The 23,102-nt window shown below is 57.3% G+C and carries 19 protein-coding genes and 1 pseudogene; 14 read left to right on the top strand and 6 right to left on the bottom strand.

Features of this window, described 5'->3' with window-relative positions:
• Positions 1 to 50 precede the first annotated feature (50 nt).
• Positions 51 to 3,050, top strand: coding sequence for a DEAD/DEAH box helicase (locus tag RGCCGE502_RS17865; protein ID WP_016555589.1), 3,000 nt, complete (start codon positions 51 to 53; stop codon positions 3,048 to 3,050).
• A 137-nt stretch (positions 3,051 to 3,187) separates the two neighbouring features.
• A complete protein-coding gene (locus tag RGCCGE502_RS17860; RefSeq protein ID WP_016555588.1) occupies positions 3,188 to 3,544 on the top strand; it encodes a hypothetical protein in 357 nt (118 codons plus the stop codon).
• A 252-nt stretch (positions 3,545 to 3,796) separates the two neighbouring features.
• Here the strand turns inward: RGCCGE502_RS17860 and RGCCGE502_RS17855 are convergent, their stop codons facing one another.
• Entirely contained in the window at positions 3,797 to 4,177 is a 381-nt protein-coding gene (locus tag RGCCGE502_RS17855) for a GFA family protein (protein WP_016555587.1), read from the bottom strand.
• A 363-nt stretch (positions 4,178 to 4,540) separates the two neighbouring features.
• On the opposite strand from RGCCGE502_RS17855, the gene ligD reads away from it, so the two are divergent.
• Positions 4,541 to 7,168: a DNA ligase D gene (ligD, locus tag RGCCGE502_RS17850; RefSeq protein WP_016555586.1), complete on the top strand. Its 2,628-nt coding sequence runs from the start codon at positions 4,541 to 4,543 to the stop codon at positions 7,166 to 7,168.
• A 71-nt stretch (positions 7,169 to 7,239) separates the two neighbouring features.
• Here ligD and RGCCGE502_RS17845 read toward each other — a convergent pair whose 3' ends face one another.
• A complete protein-coding gene (locus RGCCGE502_RS17845; RefSeq protein WP_141652367.1) occupies positions 7,240 to 8,550 on the bottom strand; it encodes a phenylacetate--CoA ligase family protein in 1,311 nt (436 codons plus the stop codon).
• A gap of 321 nt (positions 8,551 to 8,871) precedes the next feature.
• Between RGCCGE502_RS17845 and RGCCGE502_RS17840 the strand changes: the two genes are divergently transcribed.
• Positions 8,872 to 10,089, top strand: coding sequence for an MFS transporter (locus RGCCGE502_RS17840; RefSeq protein WP_016555584.1), 1,218 nt, complete (start codon positions 8,872 to 8,874; stop codon positions 10,087 to 10,089).
• A gap of 67 nt (positions 10,090 to 10,156) precedes the next feature.
• On the opposite strand, the gene RGCCGE502_RS17835 is transcribed toward RGCCGE502_RS17840, so the two are convergent.
• Complete coding sequence (locus RGCCGE502_RS17835) at positions 10,157 to 10,357, bottom strand: hypothetical protein (RefSeq protein WP_016555583.1); 201 nt, start codon at positions 10,355 to 10,357, stop codon at positions 10,157 to 10,159.
• Between the two features lie 435 nt (positions 10,358 to 10,792).
• On the opposite strand from RGCCGE502_RS17835, the gene RGCCGE502_RS17830 reads away from it, so the two are divergent.
• The 4 genes and pseudogenes from RGCCGE502_RS17830 to RGCCGE502_RS17810 all read left to right on the top strand — a co-directional run bounded on the left by RGCCGE502_RS17830 (position 10,793) and on the right by RGCCGE502_RS17810 (position 13,884).
• Positions 10,793 to 11,200: a hypothetical protein gene (locus RGCCGE502_RS17830; RefSeq protein WP_016555582.1), complete on the top strand. Its 408-nt coding sequence runs from the start codon at positions 10,793 to 10,795 to the stop codon at positions 11,198 to 11,200.
• A 319-nt stretch (positions 11,201 to 11,519) separates the two neighbouring features.
• A pseudogene (locus tag RGCCGE502_RS35430) lies at positions 11,520 to 12,101 on the top strand (sodium/glutamate symporter); the annotation flags it as partial.
• 267 nt (positions 12,102 to 12,368) lie between these two features.
• Positions 12,369 to 12,698 (top strand): hypothetical protein, encoded by a 330-nt coding sequence (locus RGCCGE502_RS17820; RefSeq protein ID WP_040674965.1) that lies wholly within the window; start codon positions 12,369 to 12,371, stop codon positions 12,696 to 12,698.
• 928 nt (positions 12,699 to 13,626) lie between these two features.
• Positions 13,627 to 13,884, top strand: coding sequence for a DUF982 domain-containing protein (locus RGCCGE502_RS17810; protein ID WP_040674961.1), 258 nt, complete (start codon positions 13,627 to 13,629; stop codon positions 13,882 to 13,884).
• Between the two features lie 95 nt (positions 13,885 to 13,979).
• On the opposite strand, the gene RGCCGE502_RS17805 is transcribed toward RGCCGE502_RS17810, so the two are convergent.
• The 3 genes from RGCCGE502_RS17805 to RGCCGE502_RS17795 form a co-directional block, all read right to left on the bottom strand.
• On the bottom strand, positions 13,980 to 14,759 hold the full coding sequence (locus tag RGCCGE502_RS17805) for a helix-turn-helix domain-containing protein (RefSeq protein ID WP_341875037.1): 780 nt from the start codon (positions 14,757 to 14,759) through the stop codon (positions 13,980 to 13,982).
• A 1,072-nt stretch (positions 14,760 to 15,831) separates the two neighbouring features.
• Positions 15,832 to 16,407, bottom strand: coding sequence for a peroxidase-related enzyme (locus RGCCGE502_RS17800; protein ID WP_016555577.1), 576 nt, complete (start codon positions 16,405 to 16,407; stop codon positions 15,832 to 15,834).
• Positions 16,404 to 16,886 (bottom strand): CMD domain-containing protein, encoded by a 483-nt coding sequence (locus tag RGCCGE502_RS17795; protein WP_016555576.1) that lies wholly within the window; start codon positions 16,884 to 16,886, stop codon positions 16,404 to 16,406. The genes RGCCGE502_RS17800 and RGCCGE502_RS17795 overlap by 4 nt, the downstream gene beginning before the upstream one ends.
• Before the next feature lie 155 nt (positions 16,887 to 17,041).
• On the opposite strand from RGCCGE502_RS17795, the gene RGCCGE502_RS17790 reads away from it, so the two are divergent.
• The 6 genes from RGCCGE502_RS17790 to RGCCGE502_RS17765 are packed head-to-tail and all read left to right on the top strand — an operon-like array spanning position 17,042 to position 22,581.
• Positions 17,042 to 18,040, top strand: a complete 999-nt coding sequence (locus RGCCGE502_RS17790; protein ID WP_016555575.1) for a LysR family transcriptional regulator — start codon at positions 17,042 to 17,044, stop codon at positions 18,038 to 18,040.
• Complete coding sequence (locus RGCCGE502_RS17785) at positions 18,037 to 19,512, top strand: NAD(P)-binding domain-containing protein (protein ID WP_016555574.1); 1,476 nt, start codon at positions 18,037 to 18,039, stop codon at positions 19,510 to 19,512. The genes RGCCGE502_RS17790 and RGCCGE502_RS17785 overlap by 4 nt, the downstream gene beginning before the upstream one ends.
• Positions 19,513 to 19,520: 8 nt before the next feature.
• Positions 19,521 to 20,261 carry an amino acid ABC transporter ATP-binding protein gene (locus RGCCGE502_RS17780; protein ID WP_016555573.1) on the top strand — a complete coding sequence of 247 codons (741 nt, stop codon included), beginning with the start codon at positions 19,521 to 19,523 and terminating at the stop codon, positions 20,259 to 20,261.
• Positions 20,262 to 20,277: 16 nt separating this feature from the next.
• Entirely contained in the window at positions 20,278 to 21,105 is an 828-nt protein-coding gene (locus tag RGCCGE502_RS17775) for an amino acid ABC transporter substrate-binding protein (protein WP_016555572.1), read from the top strand.
• A 56-nt stretch (positions 21,106 to 21,161) separates the two neighbouring features.
• Entirely contained in the window at positions 21,162 to 21,869 is a 708-nt protein-coding gene (locus RGCCGE502_RS17770; RefSeq protein ID WP_016555571.1) for an amino acid ABC transporter permease, read from the top strand.
• A 19-nt stretch (positions 21,870 to 21,888) separates the two neighbouring features.
• Positions 21,889 to 22,581, top strand: coding sequence for an amino acid ABC transporter permease (locus RGCCGE502_RS17765; RefSeq protein ID WP_016555570.1), 693 nt, complete (start codon positions 21,889 to 21,891; stop codon positions 22,579 to 22,581).
• The last annotated feature ends 521 nt before the right edge of the window (positions 22,582 to 23,102 follow it).

Genomic DNA, 23,102 nt, shown 5'->3' with positions numbered 1-23,102 from the left:
GCCTGCCTTACGATCGGGTTCCACCGTCAAAACATTGTATGGGCCGGCGCATGGATGCCGTCAGGGTGTGGTTGGAGGATTCGGCAGAGCCGAAGCTTCTCGTAACGGCGTTGGAAGCGATGCTGCAAAAGGTACCACCGCTCGACGTCATCCGAAGCAGCTGGTATCGCCTTGCCATCGGCGAAAGCTTTGACACCGACGCCTTTATGAGCTTTGCGGATCGTACTGGATATATCGAGGACGGTAACGTCGACGAGCCTGGGGAATTTGCCTTTCGCGACGGTCTTGTGGACATCTTCCCAGCAGGTGGTCGCTTCCCGGTGCGCATTAACTTGCGCGATGGTTTGATATCGGAACTTTGGCTTTACGATCCGTCCAGCCAGAGGAAGCAGAAGGCCTTGGAGGAGATGGTTGTTGGACCTGCGTCGGAGGCTGTTTCCGCCCCGGAGGAAGGGGAAGGGAACCCGGCCAATACGGCAGCTGCCACTTACCACCGCCTATTTCGACTTTACGGCGAACTTCCAAATGCATTTGATTTTCTGGGAGGCGCCAGAATAGCCGTCCCCAAGGAAACGTTTCGTCGATTGCCGGGTTATCTTGAATTCATTGCCGACGCTCATCATGCGCATGTGGCATTCGGTGGGCGAGCGCTCGAGCAGTCGCTTTATATCGATGAAGCGACATGGACGTCGTGCATCGGTCAACTGCGCTCGTTTACAATAGACACGACCGAAGCAGTAGAACTGCCTGAGTTCAGGCAAGCTGCCAGTCCAGGCAGAGCACTCCAGGCCTTCGTTGGGGATTGTATTCGTTCGGGATGGAGTGTGGTTCTGGCAGGAGAGACAGTCGATGTCGAACACTCCATCCAGCGTTTTGTGCAAAGAGCTCGCTTCAGCATTACGCCCATTGAAAACTGGTTTGACGGCTATGGCGCTGCGCCGGGAAGCCTGTTGAGGCTCTCCTGCGGCTTGCATCATGGCTTCATCGATCGAAGACGTCGTTTTGCCTTGCTCGGATCTTCCGATTTCCTCGGCCGGGCCGTTCCGACGGAGCTCTCGTCGAGCATTACCCCCGCTGAGCCAGAGCTGAAACTGGGTGATCTGGTCGTTCATGAAGAGCACGGGATAGGCAGACTGGAAGGATTGGAAACAGTCGAGGTTGAAGGCGAAATGCGCGATGCGGCGCGCCTCATCTATCATGGTGACGCGTCGATCCTTGTGCCAATGGAAGACTTCGGCAAGATCTGGAGGTATGGCTCCAATCCGGAAGCTATCAGCCTCGATCGGCTCCACACTGATGGGTGGAAAAAGAAACGTGCAGTGGTGGACAAAGACATCCGCGACGCGGCTCGGCATCTGAAGAAGGCCGCCGAATTGCGCCAGACCTTTCCCGCGAAGGTGATAGAACCGCCTCGGGGTCCTTACGCAAAATTCGTTTCCCGTTTTCCCTATGGAGAAACGCCCGACCAGGCTGCGGCTATCGATGCCGTCAAGACCGACCTTGCTTCCGGAAGGGTAATGAACAGACTCGTCTGCGGCGATGTGGGCTTCGGAAAGACTGAAGTGGCGCTTCGAGCTGCGGCGGCAGTCGCATTTGCTGGGGGACAAGTCATTGTGGTGTCGCCAACGACGGTCCTGACGAGACAACACTTTGTGACTTTCAGCAAACGATTTGCCGGGACGGGAATAGAAGTTGCGATGTTATCACGCGTTGTCTCGTCCAAGGAGGCGGAACGCGTTAGGGTGGGCTTAGAAACCGGCGACATCAGCGTCGTCGTTGCTACACAGGCTATATTGGCCAAGGACATTTCCCCGTCTCGGCTGTGGTTGTTGGTCATTGACGAAGAGCACCGTTTTGGGGTCCGGGACAAACAGGCACTGCAACAGCTGGCGCCCGGCACACACACCCTGATGATGTCGGCTACGCCGATACCAAGGACCCTCCAGAGCGCCCTGATCGGCATCCAGGACACAAGTATGCTGACGGCCCCACCGGCAGAACGAAGGCCGGCGAGGACAGTATTGACTGATTTTGACAAGGGCTCCGTTCGCGTCGCCCTTCTTCGCGAATATCGCAGAGGCGGCCAGAGTTTCTTTGTAACGCCCCAAATCGACGACATCGAGGAACTGCGTGCAACTCTTGCCGATATCGTACCTGAACTTGCCATCCGGGTTGCGCATGGAAAAATGCAGGCCGCCGAGATGGATGAAATCATGGTGAATTTTGCAGACGGTGACGGTGACGTCCTCCTGTCGACCAATATAATTGAAAGTGGGCTAGATGTCCCGCGCGCCAACACCATGTTCGTGTGGCGAGCCGACCGGTTCGGACTTGCGCAACTTCATCAATTGCGTGGACGCGTTGGGCGGTCCAGGGTTCAGGGCATGTGCTACCTGGTCCTTCCGCCCGACGCGGAGCTAGCTGATGCTACCCGATCGCGGCTATCGACCATCGTGAACAATGACCGTCTTGGTGACGGCTTCTCGATCAGTATGGATGATCTGGAGCTCAGGGGCGGCGGCGAGATCGAAGGCCGAAAGCAGTCGGGACATCTAAAGGTCATCGGCATCACCCTTTACCAGGATCTGTTGGAACGCGCGGTCTCAGGAAAGAAAGAGGGCAGCCAGTCTTCGACCACAGTCAATCTCGGAATCTCGGGCACCATTCCGACTGACTATGTCGGCGACGCCGGAGTGAGGCTCGGCCTTTATTCACGATTGTTGCGGGCGGCCTCAAGGGACCAGATCGAGGAACTCGTGGAAGAGTTCGAGGACCGCTTCGGCGAACTCCCAGCAAGTGTGGCCGTTTTGTTGCGCCTCGCGCGCGTCAGGCTAGCGGCGCGGATGCTTGGCATCAGCAGCGTCGAAGGCGGCCCTCGGGGGCTCGCGTTCACCTTCGGTCGGAAGGTTTCTCAACGCGCCAAGAAGCATTTCGATCGAGTGCTTCCCAGTTTTGTCCGGGATGGAAGGCTCATCTTTGAGGAGCAGACCAAGTCTGGTGAGGATCGTATGGCCCTTCTGAAGAAACTGCTGGACCTCGACAGCCGGTAAGGAGCTTGTGCGAGGTTGGGGCGAACCAGTCCGAGCCGCGGAATTATCTGCTATACGGAGCGAAAAACCGCGTTGTGCAAGAAGGAACATCTGATCTCTCCAAGGGTTACCAGTTCATCGGATCGGAGGAGATTTCAATGAAAACGGATAGCGGCGGAAGGGACACGGTCACCGAGACGGCGACGGAGGCCAGGCAAGGAAGCTACGGAAAACCCGTCCTTGTGGTTCTGGTATGCGGTCTGGTCCTTGCTTTTGTTGCCTGGAGCGCAGCGGAATGGTGGGGCGAAAGTATCGACGCCGATCGGCAACCGACGGCATCGACCTCGAACGATCCGATCAACGCACAGCCGTCCAGAAAGGGCACGTTTGACGACAACCCCGCAGGTGGAGGCTCAAGGCCCCCTCAAGCCATCGACCGGGACCCGACCGCAACCGGAAATGGCGGAGGCAAGACGATGATCAATTCGCCGAGCGGGACCGAAAAGATCCAGTGATTTAACTGACGCTCGGCCCGCGCTCAAATTGTTTGGGCACGAAGTTGCTGGTGGCAGACTGCGTCCATCGAACCGGCCGAAAGAATCCCTTTCGACCGGTTTGTGCCGCAGGTCAGTCCTCGTCACCGGATCCATTCGGGTGCCAGGCCAAGGCCAATCACAGTCCAATCCCCCTCAGATCATTCCGAACAGTTCCTTGTGGGGAAACCCAAGCAGCACATTATCCTTTGAACGAATAGGCGTCAGAATCCTTCAACCAGACCGTCTGTCCTCGACATACTGATCGGCTCCTTCCACCGGCGAGAGCCACTTCTCTCGCCTTTTAACCCAAAGCTCGTAGGTCGGCACCAGTGCAGTCGGCGCGTCTGTTAAGGTCCCGAGTTTTATCTCTGCTTCATCATCAGTGCAGGCAAACATCCTGCTTCCACACGTCGGACAAAACCTTCGGCCGTTGTGAACGTCGGTCTCGCCAGAGGTGGAAAAGGAAGACGCAGGCCAGACGCCGAAGAACGTAAAGGCCGAACCGCTTTCCTGCCGACAATCCGTACAGTGGCAGATCCCAATACGGGTCGGCTCGCCCTCAAGGCTGTAGGTAATGCGCCCGCATCGACATGATCCCTTTAGCCGTGCCATTCCTTCCGTCATTGTCTTTAATCCTCGTCGCCTTTCCGAATAGAACTTCCACAAAACTCCGCAGGCCCTTCACAGTTCCGGTGACTGACGTGAGGTGGGTTCGCGGGAGATGACAGTTTGGGGCACACGGTGCCCCGTCCCTCCGAGGCAACTGAAACGAACCGGGACTGCTCAATTTCAGCCGGGAACCTCAATTGCCCGGCGTTTGCCCATCAATGGAGTCCAAGAGCCAAATGGCGACATCTTCCAGCCTCAGGAAACTCATTGTCACTGCGGGCGTTGTTTCTCACGACAAGACTGATCAGGAGACCGATGACAGTCATGAGCAACAAACAGGCCGTTCGCGATTGAAGGGATTTCAACATGGCCGATACGCTGTCGACATACCGTGCCAAGCGTGATTTTCAGAAGACGAAGGAGCCGAGCGGAAAAAATCTCGTCGAGGCATCAAATCGCTTGCGTTTTGTGATCCAGAAGCATGACGCGACCCGACTCCATTATGATCTGCGACTGGAGCTTGACGGTGTCTTCAAATCGTGGGCCGTCACGAAGGGTCCATCTCTGGACCCGCATGATAAAAGGTTGGCGGTTGAAGTCGAAGATCATCCCCTCGACTACGGTGATTTTGAGGGCACCATCCCCAAGGGCCAATATGGGGGTGGCACCGTGATGCTATGGGACCGTGGTTTCTGGGAGCCCGAGGGAAACAAATCTCCACACGACGCCCTGAAGAAAGGGGATTTCAAATTCACGTTATACGGCAAGCGCCTTCACGGCAGTTTTGTGCTGGTGAGAATGCGAAACGACCGCGATGGCGGAAAAAGGACGAACTGGCTCCTGATCAAACACCATGACGATTATTCGGTCGAAGAGAAAGGGGAAGCTATCCTTGAGGAAAACGCAACGTCCGTGGCATCCGGTCGGACGATGGAGCAGATTGCGGATGGCAAAGGCCGCAAACCCAAGCCGTTCATGTTGGCCAGTGCCGCCGTAGAAGCCGATGCTGTCTGGGATAGCAAGCATGGGCTCGCAGCGGACGACCGAAGAAAGAAAGGCGGCGGCGGACGACAGGCATCGGGTGCTGACTTGCCCGAGTTCATCGCGCCTCAGCTCTGCGAAACATTGGCAAGGCCGCCCGCAGGCAACAATTGGCTCCACGAGATCAAGTTCGATGGCTACCGGATCCAGATACGGGTGGCGGCCGGCGCTGTTACCCTTAAGACGCGAAAGGGTCTCGACTGGACTGCCAAATATTCGGAGATTGCCATGGCGGCGTCTGAACTTCCTGACTGCATTCTCGACGGCGAGATCTGCGCGCTTGACGAAAACGGCGCTCCGGACTTTGCTGCTCTGCAGGCCGCCTTGTCGGAGGGAAAAACCGGCAATCTGGTCTATTTCGCCTTCGATCTCCTTTTTGACGGAGGAGACGATCTGCGTTCGACGCCCCTCGTCGAGCGCAAGGAGCGTTTGCAGGCTCTTCTAAGTGTGATTGGCAAAGACCCCCGCCTGCGTTTCGTTGAGCACTTCGAGACGGGCGGCGACGCCGTGCTGCGTTCCGCCTGTAAATTGTCTTTGGAAGGTATTGTTTCGAAGCAGCGGGATGCGCCTTATCGGTCTGGACGCAGCGATACCTGGGCAAAATCCAAATGCCGGGCCGGCCACGAAGTTGTCATCGGCGGTTACGCTACTACCAACGGCAGATTTAGGTCCTTGCTTGTCGGCGTCTACCGGGAGGAGCACTTTGTATACGTTGGACGGGTAGGGACCGGTTACGGCGCAAAAACGGTTGATGCTCTCATGACGAAGCTGAAGGCGGTCGAGACGGTATCGAAATCGCTGTTTACCGGCCTGGGTGCGCCCAAGATCGAAAGTGGAGTGGTCTGGCTAAAACCGGAACTCGTTGCCGAGATCGAATTCGCCGGCTGGACATCCGACGGACTTGTTCGACAGGCCTCCTTCAAGGGTCTGCGCGAAGACAAACCGGCAATCGAGGTCCAAGCGGAAAACGCCGCTTCGCCGGAACGGACGGAAACACCCGAGCCGCAACCGGCAGCGAAAACGCGGACGGCCCGTCGAGGCGGAGCCAAGGCCGAGGTGATGGGTGTCTTGATTTCTCATCCGGACAAACCGCTATGGCCCAACGCAGGCGATGGCCAGCCGGTTACAAAGGAAGATCTGGCCCACTATCATGAATCTGTTGGCGGGTGGCTGATCGATCACATAAAGGGCAGGCCATGTTCGATCATTCGCACACCAGATGGCATAGGTGGTGAACAGTTTTTCCAACGCCACGCAATGCCTGGGACTTCGAACCTGCTTGAGCTGGTGAAGGTTTTTGGCGACAAGAAGCCATACCTCCAAGTCGACCGAGTCGAAGGCCTCGCGGCGATCGCGCAGATTGGTGGTGTCGAACTGCATCCATGGAACTGCGAACCGTACCGACCGGAGGTCCCTGGTCGTCTGGTGTTTGATCTGGATCCCGGACCGGATGTGCCGTTTTCAACCGTCGTGGCCGCTGCCCGCGAAATGCGCGACCGCCTTGAAGAACTCGGGCTTATCAGCTTCTGCAAAACCACGGGCGGAAAGGGATTGCATGTGGTCACGCCGCTCGCCGTCAATAAGCGCAAGCCGCTCTCGTGGGGCGAGGCCAAAAAATTCGCGCATGACGTCTGTCAGCAATTGGCTCGAGACAACCCGGATCTTTATCTGATCAAGATGACGAAAAGCCTGAGGAACGGGCGTATTTTTCTCGACTATCTCCGCAATGACCGCATGGCGACAGCGGTCGGCCCATTGTCGCCACGTGTACGGCCCGGTGCAACCGTTTCCATGCCGTTAACCTGGGCGCAAGTCAAATCCGATCTAGACCCAAAGCGTTTCACAGTGCGGACGGTCCCTGAGCTCATCAAGAAGAGTTCAGCGTGGAAGGACTACTGCGATGGGCAGCGTCCGCTTGAAGCTGCGATAAAGAGGCTAGGCAAATCAATATAGGGGTGCTGACCGGCTGGGGAACTCGCTTGGTGCTTGTGTCTTTCATGTACCTGCCGATATCCGGCACCTCCTTATGGAGCTCGTGCCACCACTAGCCTCTCCTTGGCGCCAGGCCCATTGCGCTCGATCGACTGAACCGCCCTGACAACAATCCGACGGGGCTCGGCGCCAGCGTTCGCCAATGTTTCTCGAAGAGAGTCCTCAACTGATTGGGCAACCATCCGATGGTCGAAATCAGCAAACAGGGAAATCGTGATCTCAAGGCCATCGGGCAATTGGGAAAATTGAAACTGCCGAACGCCGCCTGTCCGCGTGAGAGAGGAACGCAGCCGATGAGCGTGGACCTCAACGATGCCGCCTCCCTTTCTTGAAAACTGCAGCATCTCCTCTCGGCGGCCTTCGATCGATGAGATCCGCCAGAGTGGCAAACCGCACCGACAGGGCTCGGTCGCCAAGGTGACGATGTCGGAAATTTCGTAGCGAACCAGGGGCAGGATACGGTTGGTAAGTGTGGTGACGAGCAACCTTGCACCGGCGGTTCCATTTGGAACCGGTTTATTGTTGATGTCGACGACCTCAAAAACGAAGGAGTCTTCGGCCAGATGAAGGCCGTCGGCCATTTCGCACTCGTGCCCCATAGCGCCGACTTCGGTACAGGTATAGCTGTTGGCAACAGTCGCTCCCCACACCTCGGCCGCGATATCTCGTACGTCCTGTGACAGCGTTTCCGCGCTCGTACGAATCAATCTCGGCTTGATCGACAGACGACCAGCTCGCTGTTCATTGCCGAGCACTCGCACGAACGAAGGATAGGTGGAAACGACTTCGGGGCTGTACAGATTCAGTTGAGCGACGATATCTTCGATTGGCATCAAGACATTCAGCCTTGGTGCGGGTGGACGGATCGCCCGTACCTCCGCTCCGATACGAGAGGAAATGTGGATCGCGGACGATGCGAAGATACCCATGCTACGAGTCTTCTCATCGATCCCTACGATCTTCTGGAATCGTAGTGTATTTGCGATCGCCTCAAGCCATGCGCGATCATCGAATATTGCAATTCCTTTTTCACCCGTCGTTCCACCCGTCGCAGCCACGCGAAATTCGCCAAACAGCAGAGCCCCGGGGTCTTCGCCCTCAAGATGATGCTCGAGCAAAGCTCGGTCCAACCGCGCATCGGTCACGACCCGATCAAAGTTTTGCATCAGCGCATGTTTGGTAAGAATGGGTAATTCTTCGAGTGCAGCGCCAGACGCTACGAGCGCGGCGATCGTGTCGCGATAATAAGGAGAGGAACCGACGGCATGCTGGAGCGCCGATGCCAGCTTACGCTCCTGATAGGCCAATAGCTCTTGCCTTGGCCAGCCAAGACGGTCTTCCACTTCATTTGCGTGCCGCAAGAGTAAATGAGGATCCAATGTTGTCAGTCTCTGCATTCCTGACATCGCCAAAAGTCCCGATTTGTTGCCGGCGGATCGAAAGAAGCGCCTCGGAAGAAAAAAGCTATGACCATTTCGATTTTGATGAGCTCGACTGCGGGCAGCGTGCCGACATCAACGCGGACGACCCTTGGTAGATGATGCCCTGACAACAACTGGCTATCATGAGCCGCTCCTATTCGACAAATCTAATGCGCCACTGTCTAACTTCCACACGCCAGTTTTCCCGGGTACGATCAGTTTTCGTTCAAGCAGGGCCCGGTCATGGCGAGCAATCATCTTCAGGGCCTCCTGGTTACCGTCATGATCGCTTGCGTTGCCACATGCTACGGTTTCGGCCTGAGCCTGTTTCCGCAGATCATCCCCGACATGAGAAGGGATCTGGCATTTGACTACGCATTTGTCGGCACGGTGACCGGACTTGTCCAGCTTTCATCGGTAGCGTCAGCATTGATCAGCACTTGGCTCGTCCATCGCATCGGCGCGGCGCGAACGGTGGTAGGTTCGGTAACGCTGTGTGGGCTATGCCTGTTGAGCATTCCAGTCGCCAGTAATGTTTACGTGCTCGCGGCTCTGCTTATGATGGCCGGCTCGACAGGTGCATCGACGTTCGTACCGATGATCGATATCGCCTCCCGGGTCGTCAAGCCCGATCGCCGTGGCTTCGTAATGAGCCTGATATCCAGTGCGCCCTCCTATGGCGTAGTCATAAACAGTGCCCTTGTTGCAGCCTTCGCTGGGAGCGGCCATTGGCAGATTGCTTGGTACACAACCGGAGCGATTTCCATCGCGCTTGCCGTCGCCACCTGTATCCTTTTCGAACGCGCCGGTCTGTCAGGGGACCCTCCAAGCCGGAATACCGACGGCTTCGCAGGCTGGCCATCGAAACTGCGCTCGATCACACCTTGGGTTTTCCTCATCTTCGTCCTTGGCTTTCTCAACGGTGTCATGCCTTTCCCATATCTGACCTATCTGTCGCCGCTCCTTCGCGAGGAGCGAGGTTATACCGTTGGTGCCGTTTCAGTGCTCTGGGCAACGATCGGAGCAGTCGGTATAGGAGCTGGATTTGTTTTGGGCACGGTAGCGTCACGGTTCGGATCGCGGTCAGCCATGGTCGTGTGTTACACTTGCTTTGTTGCGGGGGGTGTTCTCATGCACATCGACACCTCGGTAGAACTTTCCATCATTGCCGTGGCGTCTTTCTCCCTCGGCTTTTATCCGATCTATGGTTTGCTTCCTTCTTATGTCGCGTACCGCGCCGGACCACACGTCGCTGTAACGGTCATGGGCATCTGTACAGTGCTCCAAGGAATCGGCGGCACCACGGGAAACTTCCTCGGGGGCCTTATAAAGACCTCTACCCAGAGTTTTGGCGGGATTTATCTCGCCGCAGCCCTAATTGCCGCGATCGCAGCGGGCATCTCAATGTTGTTGGCAAGTGATCGGGAACCGCGGCATGGGCCAGGCACCCTTGCAAGATAGAAAATGTGGAACTCGTCTGATGCGGCCGGCCGCATGTCCCCTGCCGGCGACCGTGATTGCTTAAGGGCTAGTTGGCGGCAAGCGTTTTGGAGGTCAACTTTGCCTTCTTTACACCGCGTCGTGCGACGCTCTTGGTTTTCAGTGGAACTAACCTCGCAAATGTATGCGTTACCGGTTCCGATTTCGCCTCAAGCGGCTTTGCATTGATCGCAGCAATGCTTGCCTCCAGCGCAGACAGGCCGGAAATGACATTGTCAAAAATGCCCATGACTCCCTCGATGCTTAGGACCCCGCCATGCGAGGTGATGGAACCCAAGATGTCGTTATTTAGATCGAACTAATGCAAATCGAGATCCATATGTCAATCTCGGGCGCCCTGAAGGTAATCAGGTTTGTGCTCGTGTGCGCTGCTAAGCGGCAACTGCCACCGCGCAAGCAACATAGGCAAGCGGATAATTAGACCTTGCTGGCACCAGGAAAATTGATTTGCCCTGCCGGTTAAAGCCGACGCCGCTGTCAACCACCAGCCCTAGGGCAGCCGCATTCTCGATCCGAATTCATTTTCTACCATTGAGAGAAAAGTCTTTTTTAAAAGGGTGTCCAAGTCGAGATCTTCGTTTTGCCTAGGAGCCGCTCCGTTGCGGCTTGCCTCGATCGAGAACTGCTCCAGTTGATAGTAATGAATTTCACAACGGAGAAGCACATGCCACCCCGCAAAACCGACACTACAACGCTCGGGCAGGACAGCGCCAAGATTGGCGAACCAGTGCCAATCGGGATCATCGATACCAACACGTCGTCGGTCGGCATTCCACCAAGTGCAGACTTTGACGCTTATGAGGAAATTGGCGCCTTGCGCAAGCAATTGGAAGGACTCCGCCAGCAGGTATCCGATGCCGTGCAGGCTGTGAAGGGAGGCGCACGCCAAGCTGCCAGGCAGACAGAAGCAACAGTGAAGCTCTATCCGGTTTCCAGTCTTGTTGCTGTTGCGACCGTAGCCGCCGCGGTGGCGTTTGTCGTTGGGGCGAGACCGGTTCCCCAAAAATCACGCTATGACCGCACGCTCGACGACATTCGGGATTTGTTCGAAAGGCTCCGCGATCGCCTGTAGCAGGTGAAGCTTCACATTACTTGTCGTAATGACTGACTTGGCGCGGCGGATTTACCGCTGCGCCCCTGCCAGTAAAGCAAATACGAAGACTGCCGCCGCGATCCGGTACGATCAAAAATCGAAGCGGATCTTGCCGAAAGAACCGGGATCGCTGAGGCGTTGTCTCAATCCGATCAAACCCATTGTCGTTGCCTCGAGACTCTGACCGTGGCACGCGTCGACATTTGTTGTTTGCGCTGGTCGAACTTAAAAGCGCGTGCCAAAGTGATTCTTACAACCACTTACGCGGCGGGGGCCGCGCTATCAGTAGGGGCGACACATGTCGGTGATAGGTGTTCCGGGACTATTGTCCTTCCCAATTGCGATTCTTGTTTTTTTGCTTGTGCCAATCTAAACCGTATGATCCCCGTCCCCTTGCCCACTGGAGCATTCCAGAGGCAGTCACGGGTGGGCTCCTGGCTGCGACGGCAACACTTATTGCCTACGAGTTTTTCGCCGTGGAGATAAATTTCACCCCCGCTGCACGCGACATGCCGCTCCTTTATTTCTTAACGGGAGTGGGATTCAGCAACAATGACATTCCTGGCGGAAGGCCGAGCAAGTAACCCGACGCGATGGCAGTCGCATTCTGGATCAGCGGAAAAATGATCGTGATGGCAGGATCAACATCTCTCATCGGCGGTCAAGGGACCACAATCGTCTGGGCCCCCATCATCACAAACCGTTTCGGGCTTACGAACGCCCTGGAGGTCGGCATTGCCAACGCGACACTTGGGTTGGTCGTCGCCAGTTTGATCGGTGGGGCGCGATTGCCCAGTTCCTCATCACCCGCTACCGCCTGAGCGGCCGCAAGGACGAGGGACTGACGATCGGAGTGTCGCGTGAAGAAATCGCGGCACATCAACCAGGAGCCAGGTGCAATGAACTGGCTTTGGCATAGGACGTTTGCCGGGGCGACGATTAAGAGTCCTTGGTCTGATAATCGCCGTAGTCCGAAGCGCGACAATGCGCCGGCCGACATGACGTAACGCGATTTACACCCGTGACCGTTGCGTCACCAGTTCCTTCTACACAAGCACCGCTCCGGCCCGTTTTTTCAGAAGCGGCCGTTCATCGGAGGTTAATGCTCATTAACCCAGACTGGGAGTCTGAAAAGGATGCGCAGATGATGAAGAGGCTTTTTTCCGCACTTGCAGCCACGGTTCTGGCTGCGTCTTTCGCAATGCCGCTGAACGCCACGCCGATCGTCGTGCCGAATGCGGAACCGTTGCAAACCGTCGACGTCGAACATGTCAAATACAAGGGCCATGCCAATGGACATGCGTATGGCCACTGGAAGAACCGGCGCTACGCTTATCGCGACTGCCGTTATTACGGCTCGTGCTACCGTCCGCGGTATTACGGCTATCCCCGATCCTATGGCTATCCCCGGTACGGCTATCGCGACTATTACCCCCATCATCAAAGATCAGGTGCGAGCGTGTATTTTAATTTCTAGTTGGCAATGCTACGGGCAGCCAACCAAGGCGACCACGTGAGCAGATTTAAGCCCGCCAGCGCGAAACGCTGGCGGGTTTTTGCGCTCGGCTTTTGCGCATTTACGCTGGCTGAGGGTCTTTGACTCGGATCTGTAACATGCCTTGCCGTTAATCATCACTATCGTTGTCACTATCGCGGTCACTGGCGCGGTCACTTTCCCGGCGGTGGTCACGATCACGATCACGTCCGGACGATGACGACCCCGCTAATCTGTCCAGCACTTGCAACATGAGGTCGGCGCAAACCTTTGTCGGTTCGTCATCAGCACACTTGATGCTGATCTTGACATCTCCATCCTGGACGTAAAAACGCGCGGCCCTTGGGTGCGCCAACGGACGATCACCCCGTTCCCTACGCCAATCAGCGCGCGTGCGGCCCTCATCCGAGGGTGTCACTGTTTGCTGAGCTGGTGGAGTGGATCCGGGCGCCCCGGTGGTAGTGCTCGGTGCAGGAGACGGCGCGTCGCTTTGCTGCTGGGCAAAGGTCGCCCCAGCTGACAAAGCCATGGTTACGGCCGCAACAGACAGGATGATTTTCATTGATGGATCCTCAGATTTCGCACGGAAGGAACGCGCCGCGCAGAGGTTGGTTGCAACGATCCTCAGAAAGTCAGAGCCTAATATGGATGAAAAATTTACGCTGCGGTGGTGGACGACCTACACTGGGTGGAAGACCAGTTCGCAATGAGCCTGTGCGTATCTAACGGAGCGCTGCGGAGGAACGGGAAGGAGAGGAAGGTTCCCTCTCGATTAAAAACCAAAATGAGCGAAATGTACGCGGTTTTTGCCATTGCGCGAAAGTCGGGAAAGCATCGACCAAAGTTAATCGGAAACATCTCCTGCTCGAGACGGTTGGGTGAAGTTTGGAGGTCAAACTCGGAGGATCTCATGAGTGCCGCAATAGACATCAGAAAGGCAAAATGGACCTCGCCCGTGGCAATACGCATTGGAAAAAGGTCACCGGAGTTCATTCACGGACCCGATGAGGCGATAGACTATCTGGAGCACAGGTGGCCACAACATGAAGGCGCCCAGTATGAGGCTGCGCGTCGGCGCTGTATCGAGGCTGTGAACAATCTCAGACATCCGGAAATTGCCAGGGAAGCATTTATTGCGGCTGCGGCGGAGGCAAAAGTCTTGGCTTAACTGCTCGGCACCTGGTTTGGAGAAGCCGGCAGGGAAAGGCCTCTTGGCCCTAGACAAGGAGAGAGCGCTTCCAGCCACAGGATCTGCCGAGGCTGCTATCCCTGCAACCGTCGCAAAAGCAGTCCTAATCGTTCCACCGACGGGCAGTCTGCAAGGTCAGAGCGGAGAGGCATTCCACCGCCGCCGCGATTCCTCACCTCACTCGGACTGTAGCCAAAGGTCCGCTTGAACGCCCGCCCAAATTCGGCGCCGTCGCTAAAGCCGCGCTCCTCGGCAATCTGAAAAATGAGACGCCGATCACTTGGATCGGTCAATGCGGCGTAAGCGCTGAGTAGGCGACGGTGCTGGATGTAATGCATCACTCCGCCGAGGGGCTCGAAAAGGTTGTAGAGCCGCGTTCGGGAAACGCCGAGTTCCTTCCGCACCAGCTCGCTGCTGAGCTTCGGGTCAAGCAGCCGGGCGTGCACCAACCGGCGGGCTCGTTCGCGGAGAACGTTTGCGATAGGGCCTTTAGCCGCGTCCGCATGGTCAGTAGAAGGAGAAACACAAGCAAGAATCATCGCCCGGGTAGCCCCGGCAAGGCTTGGGAGATCGGCCTGCGCAAGCATCGGCAAACGGTGAGCAACGTCGACCAAATAGTCAGAAAACAGCCGTCCCATCCCTGTCGCTATTGTCGAAAACTCTGCCGAACCAAGCGTTGCCGCAATTTCAAAAGAAAGATCGCGGGGCACGAAGAGAATCAGCACTTTGCTCCTTTCGGCGACCACGCCGTCAAATGAGCGACCGAGAGAATGAATCTGGACCTCGCCCGGACCTCCGCTAAAGGCATCTCTGGTCGTTTGCGTGTGAGTTTTTCCATTCAGCAGGACGGTCATTGTCCAATGATCGACGGGATCACGTCGAACATGTCCGGGCAGGCTTGAGAAAGCGAGGCGGTCCGTGTCGATTTCGGCAAGCACAAGACTGCCGAGATCCCAAAGCTTTTGTCGGCCGGTAAAGGTGGCAGTCCTTGGAGCAATTTCAGAGAGCTCCACCATGGGGGCGAAATTGTCGTGCCACATGGCAAACTGGTCGCCTCGGGCAAGACCGGCGGTCGAAAAATCATAGGAAGTCAAAGGCGACCTGAGACTAGCGACCGATAGTGCGTCCCCGGCTACGCGATCAAGCAACAGAACGTTCTCGTCGATATCCTGCCCGTCCAACGGGTCATCTGTCGTCAGGCTTTCACTCGTCATCACCCTGAACCTCGCTGACCGCTCACTGAGAGGTTTCGGCGCTTGAGGATGAAGTTCTGGCGTGCAGCCCTCCGGTGATTGCAGGCGAAGCCCAGCGATTAAGTGACAACGTTTTCAAGTACCGGCGCATTGTCGCTGCTGCAACTGCTGCGGGGGTGGTTTGGTCGCCCAATACGCGCTTTGCGGCTGTGCAAACAGGGTTGTCGATGGAAAGCCGGTTGCAAATAATCGAAAGAGATATGCACTTCATTCGTACTTTCCTCCTTGGCCCCGGGAAAGAGATAACGCCTGAATGATGCAATCGAATGTTTTCGTGGTCTGCTGCCGCAGGAAAGGCCGCCCGTCCGGTCCGAAGACGCAAGCTGTAAACAATCCCGTCCTTCTGAAAGCAATCTAGTCTCTTTGAGCCAATTTCTCAACCGTCAGATGCAGGATCGTCGGTATCGTCGCTACAGGGTAGTTTTGCGCTAATTCCTCGATCGTTCACAAGCACCTTTTTATCGGCGCTGACGCTGGAGCTTTACAGGGATTGGGTTGTTTTGGTTTCGGGTCGCCCGTCAGTCAGGTCACGTGGACCGGCCCCAGAAGGGACGGCATCCCACGCTCTATCGGAGCGAAGGGAGGTCGATTTTCATGCCCTAAGCAACGTCGGTCCGCCGGGCCAATCCTGGAGATCTCACTCGCCCCCGCATTCACCGATGGTCGCGACCTTTCAGCCCTCAATTGGTTCGCCGAGGGTATGCATCAGCCGGTTCGCCCAGCCGAAGATGGCGGACGACAGGACGAGGTCGAGAGACTCCAACTCAGAAAAGCCAACGTTGGAAAGCGCCTGGGCGTCAGCTTCAGTCGCTTCCGGCGGGGTGGTGGACAATCGCGCGGAGAAGTCGAAAATTGCTTGCAGGTGCTCGTCGAGCTCCACGTCGGTTCCAGAGGCAAAGATCGCTTCGATGACGTCGCTACGCTTTGTATGGCCGATGAAGCGTGAAGCATGAACGGCTGCACAGTAGACGCAGCGATTGACAACGGAGGCGGCGGTTGCGCCGAGTTCGCGCTCGCTCGACGCCAAGCCGTCCTTCCCGTACATGATCAGGTTGAACAGGGGCGAGCGGATGGCGAGGGACTCGGGATCGTGCGCCAACGTCAAAACGTATGGCGAAATACCCTTGTTCGACGGCGTGACCTGCATGGCCGCGAGTTGTTCTTCCGTAGCAGTCTCCAGGCTCACGGGAACGATATAGGGCTGCCACCGCGGCACTCTTGTCGTGAAGCTGTGAATAACGTGGCTCATTGTTTTCCCCCAATCAGCGCAAGGCCTGCAATGACGCGCACCTGGTAGCTCACAAACGCGGCGAGCTCCGAAAGCCGGACGATGTCGGCATCCGTTACGCCGACGTCGCGCAGTGCATGGATGTGGGCGCGGGTCGCCTCTCGCGGCGCGAGTGTCAGCCTGTCGACGTGCCGAACGATTTCCGCGACGCGGAGGTCCTCCACAGTCGTGTCCGGGTCTACAAGCGTAGCGACCAGTGGCTCGCCAGCCCGTGTGAGCAAACTGTCGTAATGTCGCGCAAGCGCTTCGTTGTTGTTTTGCCGGGCCATTCGAGCAGCGAGCGCCGCCCTGAGCCCATGGGACAGACCGCCGGGATCACGGGGCAGGAGCACCGCATCGTGCGCGGCTTCGCTCAGGCGTAGTATTTCTGCACGCCTCTCCATGGCTTCGGCAAGTGCTGAGCCCGGCTTCACGGAGGCTAGGGTTTCGATGAGTGTCAAAACTGGCTCCTCGATATTACGGGACCTCATAGGTATGCGGGGCAAGCCATTATGTCAAACCGCGATGATAGCATCACATTGATGCGAAATTATTATCTACTCTGGGTCGCTTTCAGGGAAAACCCATGCTTTACTGACATGAAAGAGGATGGTTGATGTCCAATATGCATTCTACTCCGCTCGATATTCGCCAACTGGAGGCCTTTGCAGCTGTCATGTCTGCAGGCAGTGTGACCGGCGCCGCGCGTTTGCTTGGCCGCTCACAGCCCGCGGTTACGAGGCTGATCCAGGACCTCGAGGCAGATCTCGGCTATGCTCTGCTACATCGGAGCGGTCCGCGTATCACGCCGACCTCCCGCGGCCTGTTGTTTCATGCGGAAGTCGAGCGTCACCTCGCCAGCCTGGCCCATATCCGCGAGAGGGCAGAGGCGATTGCGCTTGACGAGCCGATGACGATTACGGTCGCGGCAACACCGTCACTAGCCGCTGGGATCTTGCCGCAAGCGCTCGCCGCTGTCGCTGCTAACCTCATCCCGCGTCATCTTCATATACAGGCGCTTGCCGCAGAGAATGTCGTTCAGGCGGTCCTTGCCCGGTCGGCCGACGTTGGTATATCAAGCCTTCCGCTCGAACATCCTGGGCTGGAAATCCATTGGATTGCCGAGGCGCCCTGCGTCGTGGCGATTGGTGCCAGCGATCCGCTCGCCGCGAGAGACGTGGTGCGGCTCACGGATGTCGCCGACCGCCGCATCATTACCCTTGCAAATCCCTATCGACTGCGGCACCGCGTCAATGAAGCCTTGGACCGGGCAGGCGTATCACCGGATCGCATCATAGACGTCAACGCATCACTGACAGCGCTCTCGCTGGTTCGCTCAGGGCTAGGAGTAGCGATCGTTGAACCGGCGACTGTCCGGGGCATTCCTTTGGATGGGATCGCGATGCGTGCGATCGATCAGACAATACCTTTTCTCTTTGGAGCCATCTCAGCCGCGGCGTTGCCACTCACCCCGACGGTCGCCGCCCTGATCGATACGACACGAGCCGAGGCCTTGGCGATGTCCGGTTGCCGCATAATCGATTCGAACGGCTCAGAGGCGCTTGCGGACACAGTCTATGGGTCGCCGGAAATTTCTGAAGGAGCGCCGCGATGAGCGACCTCGGCGCATTCCCGAATGGACTTGAGGCCCTCGAGGACCGACTCCGTCAGGATCTCGCATGGCTTGAGCTGCCTGCCAAGGCATGGGTGCCGCCACGCGTGGTTGATGGTCGGCCGGTCGTCGACGTTGTGATTATCGGCGGTGGAATGGCCGGCCTCGTAGCCTCGGGAATGCTGAAGCGCATGGGGGTCGCCAACCACGTCGTACTCGACAAGGCGCCGGCTGGGCGTGAGGGCCCTTGGGTCACCTTCGCGCGAATGCGAACCCTTCGCTCTCCCAAGCAACTCACCGGCCCGGCGATGGGCCTGCCGGCTCTGACGTTTCGCGCCTATTTCGAAGCGCGTTACGGTCGTGAAGCCTGGATCGCGCTCGACCGCGCGCCACGCGAGACCTGGATGGAATATCTGGTTTGGTATCGCCGGGTCCTCGAGCTCCCCGTGCAAAATGGCATCTCTGTCGATGCGATCCTGCCGCGCGACGATGGGATGCTCGATCTCATCTGTCGTCAGGGCGGTCGCGAGGAAACGATGACCACCCGACACATCGTGCTTGCGACTGGCCGCGACGGTTTGGGCGGACCCTTCGTGCCGCCGATTGCGAACGGCATCGATCGTAAATTCTGGGCTCATACGGCCGACGAGATTGATTTCTCGGCGCTTACGGGAAAGCGGGTGGGGGTCATCGGCGCAGGTGCGTCGGCCATGGACAACGCCGCGACAGCTCTGGAAGCCGGCGTCGCTCAGCTCGACATGTTCGTCCGTCGCAAGGAATTGCCGCGCATCAACAAGTTCACCGGTATAGGGAGCCAGGGCGTCGTGCATGGATTTGCAGGCCTTCCTGACGAATGGAAGTGGCGGTTCCTCAATTACGCCATGGGTCAGCAGACACCGCCGCCTCGGCCAAGTGTCCAGCGCGTCAGTTCCTTCCCACAGGCCCACCTACACCTTGGAAGCCCCATTATCGGTCTGGAACAGGAAGGCGACCATGTGGTCGTCAGGACGCCGAAAGGTCGCTACGCGGTAGACTTCATAGTCTTCGGAACTGGCTTTAAGATCGACTTGAATGGCCGTCCGGAGCTCGCCGCTGTCGCGCCTTATATCCGGCTCTGGCGGGATCGCTTTCCTACGCCCGCGGGAATGTCGAACGGAGAACTCGAAGCTTCGCCTGACCTCGGAGAAGCATTTGAATTCCTTGAGACGGAACCTGGCGCATGCCCGGCGCTGGCGAAGATCCACTGCTTCAATTTCCCGGCGACGCTCAGCCATGGGAAACTCACAGGCGACATTCCGGCGATCAGTGAAGGTGCCGACCGCCTGGCCCGAGGCATTGTCAGGTCGCTTTTCGTCAGCGACCGCGAAAAGCACTTCGAAAATCTTGAGGCATTCGACACGCCGGAGCTCCTCGGAGACGAGTGGGAAGAGGACAAGACCGGAGTGCTTCCCGAACTATCATCCGAAAGGACCTGAGACCAGAAATGCTTGAGATCAAGAACCTGAAGCTGTCCTACGGTAGCACCGATATCCTGAAGGGGGTCGATCTCTCGGTAAAGCGAGGTGACGTCGTTTCGATTATTGGACCGAGCGGGACCGGCAAGACGACGCTCTTGAAGTGCATCAACCATCTGGCCAAGCCCGCATCCGGATCGATCACGTTCGACGACATTAGGATGGATTTCGCCCGACCGGATAAAGCGGCCGTCCAGGCGATCCGTCTGCGCACCGCGATGGTGTTCCAGCAGTTCAACGTCTTCAAGAACATGACCGTGATGCAGAACGTCATGGATCCGCTGGTGGTCGTGCAGGGCAAGTCTAAGGATGAGGCCCGCGCCATTGCACTGGAGGAGCTAGACCGGGTCGGGCTTTCAGACAAGCTGAACAGCTATCCGTCCCAGCTTTCCGGCGGCCAGCTCCAGAGAACGGGAATCGCCAGAGCACTCGCGGTCAAGCCGGACGTGATGCTCTTTGACGAGCCGACGTCATCGCTCGATCCTGAACTCGTCAACGAGGTCTTGAAGGTGATCAAGGACGTGACCTCCTCGGGGATTACCTCACTCCTCGTCACCCATGAGATGCAATTCGCGAAGAACATCTCCAACCGAATCGTCTTCATGGATCGCGGCGTCGTCGCAGCCGACGGCAGCCCGACCGAGATCTTCGATACGCCCTCCAACCCGCGCCTTGCCCAGTTCCTCAATTCAGAAAAAACCATCCAATAGAGAAAGGATGCCAGAAATGACTTCTCCGAGTTCACTTTCCCGCCGCGGTCTCGGCATTGCCGTCGCCAGCATGTCCGTCGCTCTCGCAATCGCGGGCGCATCCCATGCCCAAGACGCCGTCCGGACGATCAAGATTGCCACCGCTGCGGAATCAAAGCCGCTGTCCTGGGGTGCGATTGGCGTAGAGCCGCAAGGCTATGAGCCCGATGTGCTGAAGGCGATCAACGCGAAGCTTCCCCAGTACAAGTTCGTCATGGAAGGTGCGGCCGACATAGCCCAGGAGACGGGACTTGCAACCGGCAAGTACGACATCGCGACCGGCGGCTACTATCGGGCGCCCGCGCGGGAGAAGCAGTTCCTCATCCCTGAAGCTCCGATCGGCGCCAGCCTGATCAAGATCTACAGCCGCAAAGACAGCGGCATCAAGGAGATGAAAGATCTTGTCGGCAAGAAGATCGTACCGGTGACGGCGGGTGGTGGCATCTACAAGTTCGCTACCGCTTGGCAGGAAAAGAATCCCGACTACAAGATCGAAGTTACGGCTTCGAGTGCCGGCATTCCCTATCCGGACCGCCTGAAGGAAGTCGAGAACGGCAAGTACGATGCGCTCGTCCTCCCGTCCAATCTTGGCGAGCAGACGGTGATCGACCAGCAGAAGCTCAACGTCCAGGCAAGCGAGCCAGTCGCCATCAACAAAACGTTCGTTCTAATCCACCGGTCCGAAGAGAATCAGGAACTGGCGGATGGTATCGGCAAGGCTCTGAAGGAACTTCACGCCGATGGTACGCTCGCCAAGCTTTCGCAGAAGTGGTTCAGCGAGGACATCACGGCGTACATGAAGTAACGCCGGGCTCTAAAGCCGGAGACCTGGCCCAAGACTGAAAGAAGGAGTGTTCCGACGTGGACCTATCCATAATGATCCCCGAGCTGCTCTCGGCTTTGCCGCTGACGCTTGCGATCACGCTCACGGCCATGGTCGCCGGCTTTGTGCTGGCATTGATTGCGACGACGTTCCGGGTCCGCAGGATACCCTTCATCAGTCAGCTGGCCGATCTCTACGTATCCTATGCCAGGAGCGTTCCTGTCGTGCTTCAGCTCTTCGTGGCTTTCTACGGACTTCCTGTGTTGGTGGATGTTTTAGGCCTTGAGGATTTCGTATCGCCGACGGTCGCTGCAATGTTGGGACTAAGCCTGTACCACGGGGGATATTTGTCGGAGGTAATGCGTCCTGCCTATCTCGCTGTCGAACGTGGTCAGCATGAGGCGGCGGACAGTCTTGGCTACAGCTTCCGGCAGAAACTCTTACGCGTTATCGCCCCACAGGCCGTACACATCGCGCTGCCGGGCTATGGGAATTCCATCATCTATCTGATCCACAACGTCGCACTGGTCATGTACATCGGGGCGGCCGATGTGATGGCAACGGCTCATCTTGTCATGGAACGCGATTACAACCAGTACCAGTTCGAGACCTACCTCGTATTAGCGGCGCTCTACTCGGTCATGTGCCTGTTCGCTTGGCTGGTCGTCCGCTTCTTCGAGCTTCGTTCCGCGAAGTTCGTTCCGGGCACGCCGCCGGCCCGTACCACGCTGATGGCAAGCGTCTAATCGAAGGGAGGAGCGCATCATGTTCGATATCGAAGTTCTTCTTCCAGACCTCTTGGACATCCTTGGCGCGGTACCGCTGACGCTTGCGATGGCGCTAGCCATCTTCGTATTATCGACGATTATCGGCAGCCTGTTCGCTATGGTCGAGTATCGACGAATTCCCGTGCTTCGCCAGCTTGTCGCCGCCTACAAGGTAGCCTTCAAAGGCGTTCCGATGGTGGTGGTGATCTTCCTCGCCTACTACGGACTACCGTCGACCCTGGAGTTCCTGACGTCGCTCGTCGGTGTGGAGTACAATGGCCATTCGACGCCGAATTGGGTAACTCTCATTGTCGCCCTGACGGCCTGTGTCGCTGCCTTCCAGGCGGAGGTAGTTAAAGGTGCCCTGAACTCCTTCGACAAGGGCCAGGCGGATGCAGCCTTCTCCTTAGGTTACAGGCGCAGCCAGCTCTTTCGGCGGGTCATGCTGCCCCAGGTCATCGTGGCGGCGATTCCGGATCTTGCCAACTCGTTCATGGTCATCATGAAGGCCTTGTCCCTTGGTTTCGCGATCGAGGTCGTCGACATCTTCGCCCAATCACAACTGACCGCAGCGCTGAACTTCTACTATCTCGAGGCTTTCCTCGTGGCCGTCGTTATCTACATGGTGATTGCCTATGCGGTCACCCAGATTGCCGACAGAACCGAGCGCGCGCTTCGGGTACGCACTTAAATCGGCGACGTTTTACCGATTTCCGGAAGGTAGTCTGTTCGGACTGCGAAGCGTTCCATCGTCCAGCTTTTCTTTGGACGCCCGAAGTATGCTTTTTGTCCCCTTCCGAGGACGATTTGCTCCTGCTGCCGATGCCGACGTCCGTGAAGTATCTCCGGGTCTTGTTGCCCCTTCTTGTCTAGATGTGGGCTTCCACGACATGCGGGCCATCCTGATCCCTTGATGGTTCAAACGTTCAGTCCGGCGGACTTGGTCTGACCACTGCGACGCGGCACCGATCTACGGGCTTTATACGGCATCTGCCGATATGCTGATCCAGGGTGTTGGATTACCGATCGCTTCTTGGGTTCAAAGCGTGCGATCGTCGTCGGTGGAACTATGATGATCGGCCATGAACCCGCTTGCGGTCTCGGGTCCTGAACGCATCGAGGAAAATGCGGCGGCGCTGTGACGCGCAATACGCGTTGTGACGATGCAAAGAAACATCGGGGGTACATCCTTGCATCCGATCAAAAATGACG

This window comes from Rhizobium grahamii CCGE 502, assembly GCF_000298315.2.
Lineage (GTDB): Bacteria > Pseudomonadota > Alphaproteobacteria > Rhizobiales > Rhizobiaceae > Rhizobium > Rhizobium grahamii.
Note: the sequence above shows the minus strand (reverse complement) of the source record. Positions and strands in the feature narration are given on the sequence as shown.

What these genes read in the sequence shown, in the direction of transcription:
- RGCCGE502_RS17835 (WP_016555583.1), bottom strand. Translation starts at nt 10,357, where the DNA reads ATGGGCATTTTTGACAATGTCATTTCCGGCCTGTCTGCGCTGGAGGCA.
- RGCCGE502_RS17840 (WP_016555584.1), top strand. Translation starts at nt 8,872, where the DNA reads ATGGCGAGCAATCATCTTCAGGGCCTCCTGGTTACCGTCATGATCGCT.
- RGCCGE502_RS17800 (WP_016555577.1), bottom strand. Translation starts at nt 16,407, where the DNA reads ATGAGCCACGTTATTCACAGCTTCACGACAAGAGTGCCGCGGTGGCAG.
- RGCCGE502_RS17820 (WP_040674965.1), top strand. Translation starts at nt 12,369, where the DNA reads ATGAAGAGGCTTTTTTCCGCACTTGCAGCCACGGTTCTGGCTGCGTCT.
- RGCCGE502_RS17765 (WP_016555570.1), top strand. Translation starts at nt 21,889, where the DNA reads ATGTTCGATATCGAAGTTCTTCTTCCAGACCTCTTGGACATCCTTGGC.
- RGCCGE502_RS17805 (WP_341875037.1), bottom strand. Translation starts at nt 14,759, where the DNA reads ATGACCGTCCTGCTGAATGGAAAAACTCACACGCAAACGACCAGAGAT.
- RGCCGE502_RS17785 (WP_016555574.1), top strand. Translation starts at nt 18,037, where the DNA reads ATGAGCGACCTCGGCGCATTCCCGAATGGACTTGAGGCCCTCGAGGAC.
- RGCCGE502_RS17775 (WP_016555572.1), top strand. Translation starts at nt 20,278, where the DNA reads ATGACTTCTCCGAGTTCACTTTCCCGCCGCGGTCTCGGCATTGCCGTC.
- RGCCGE502_RS17865 (WP_016555589.1), top strand. Translation starts at nt 51, where the DNA reads ATGGATGCCGTCAGGGTGTGGTTGGAGGATTCGGCAGAGCCGAAGCTT.
- RGCCGE502_RS17830 (WP_016555582.1), top strand. Translation starts at nt 10,793, where the DNA reads ATGCCACCCCGCAAAACCGACACTACAACGCTCGGGCAGGACAGCGCC.
- ligD (WP_016555586.1), top strand. Translation starts at nt 4,541, where the DNA reads ATGGCCGATACGCTGTCGACATACCGTGCCAAGCGTGATTTTCAGAAG.
- RGCCGE502_RS17790 (WP_016555575.1), top strand. Translation starts at nt 17,042, where the DNA reads ATGTCCAATATGCATTCTACTCCGCTCGATATTCGCCAACTGGAGGCC.
- RGCCGE502_RS17855 (WP_016555587.1), bottom strand. Translation starts at nt 4,177, where the DNA reads ATGGCACGGCTAAAGGGATCATGTCGATGCGGGCGCATTACCTACAGC.
- RGCCGE502_RS17810 (WP_040674961.1), top strand. Translation starts at nt 13,627, where the DNA reads ATGAGTGCCGCAATAGACATCAGAAAGGCAAAATGGACCTCGCCCGTG.
- RGCCGE502_RS17860 (WP_016555588.1), top strand. Translation starts at nt 3,188, where the DNA reads ATGAAAACGGATAGCGGCGGAAGGGACACGGTCACCGAGACGGCGACG.
- RGCCGE502_RS17780 (WP_016555573.1), top strand. Translation starts at nt 19,521, where the DNA reads ATGCTTGAGATCAAGAACCTGAAGCTGTCCTACGGTAGCACCGATATC.